Source organism: Paenibacillus massiliensis 2301065 = DSM 16942, assembly GCF_000377505.1.
Taxonomy (GTDB): domain Bacteria; phylum Bacillota; class Bacilli; order Paenibacillales; family Paenibacillaceae; genus Paenibacillus; species Paenibacillus massiliensis.
Genome location: NZ_KB898219.1, coordinates 1 through 1,405, shown reverse-complemented (window position 1 = coordinate 1,405; position 1,405 = coordinate 1). Strand labels below are relative to the sequence as shown.

Below are 1,405 nucleotides of genomic sequence, written 5' to 3'. Positions count from 1 at the left end.
TATAAAGCGGTGACTTCCTTGTAACCTAAATCTCCCTCTGGATCACTCTCATCCTTGGCAAGAACCTGATCTCCGACTTCAATGTCCTCAATATTTTTCTCGCCTTCGTCAGTGAGTACCTATATTATCTACAGCTCATATTTTAAAAAACAAAAACCACATGGAGTTATTTAAATCACATGTGGTTAGATATACTTAGACAATATATTTATATGTCAATGACCATGCTTATATAGTTTTTAACGATCAACTTTATCTTTCATCGCATAAAATATATCTAAATGAATCTTCTCTCTTTCCATGAGTCCGAAATGGTGATTATAATCAAGTACGATCTCTTTGTAACCCATAATAGTAGCAATTTGCCCTTTTCGGGTTTCCCAATAAAGTTAAAATACCAGTAATCTGGAATTTCATCCCCAATAATTTCAAACCATTCATATTGATATTTATATCAATCAACGATAACTTGTTACGAAGTGATAAATGACAAAATCAACTAGACGTGACCATATACAAATAGCAACTTCATCCTTCAGCGTTACCATCTTTTATTTAGATGGACTGAGTGTATTCGGTCCTAATAGTCAAATTATTATTAGTCGCTATGCATCAACATTTCTCTCGCAATTGCTTGAGCATACTCCTTGTTTTCACTTTAACTCAATGATAGCAATAAATTATTTCATGTGAATTTATAACCATTAATATTCTCTATTGTTATTATAATGACATCTCCGAAGCTGCACTCGAAACCAACTTCTCCCGATCTCTCCCCACCTCAATGAGTAAGTTCGCTCCCAGCCTGAAACCATGCAGAAAAGCAGCTTCCACATGCATACTATTTACGCTGTCGCAGAGGTCAGAATATTCCTCCAACTCGCGAAACGTTTCCTCCCCTAATCGCTTGCGCCATTGCTCCGTCTGTGCTACTACTTGACGGCTTACAGAACGGTGTTCTGGCTGAGATGGAACAATTACCTCGTCGGGGTGAATTAGACCGCGATACAGAGCTTCCAAAATGATTTTCATGTTCATCCTCCCATTGCTTATTACCGCATCGCTTGAATGAGATTCCTCCACATGGTAGGATATTTATGCAGTCTGCTTATTTAAACGGTTGCAGGATAGGAAGTAGCGGTGTTCTTGGTGGGACTCATGCTGCTTCCTTTTTTATTTTTGGAGCTCGTCATACACCTTTTCAATCCCTTTGCGGTCAATTGTAGAACGTGACGTGTTCAGCTTTTCGGCAGAAGCATCAAGCTTGCTCAAAGTTTCCTGATCGACACGTATCTCAATCGTTTTGCTTTTAGGTTTGTCAGATGGAGGACGTCCCATCTTTTTAGAGGACATCGCTTCACCTCTTTTTTGTCCTGACAATAATATATTATTGTCAGGACAAAAA

2 protein-coding genes are annotated in these 1,405 nt (G+C 38.5%); both read right to left on the bottom strand.

The genetic code is table 11. From position 1 onward, the window contains the following. Positions 1–723: 723 nt before the first annotated feature. On the bottom strand, positions 724–1,032 hold the full coding sequence (locus tag D328_RS0128085) for a DUF6809 family protein (RefSeq protein ID WP_018888337.1): 309 nt from the start codon (positions 1,030–1,032) through the stop codon (positions 724–726). Positions 1,033–1,173: 141 nt separating this feature from the next. Next, positions 1,174–1,405: hypothetical protein (locus D328_RS0128080; protein ID WP_233426251.1), on the bottom strand; the 232-nt coding region annotated here is incomplete at its 5' end.

Excerpts from the sequence above, each read along its gene's own strand:
- D328_RS0128085 (WP_018888337.1), bottom strand. The coding sequence starts at position 1,032 with ATGAAAATCATTTTGGAAGCTCTGTATCGCGGTCTAATTCACCCCGAC.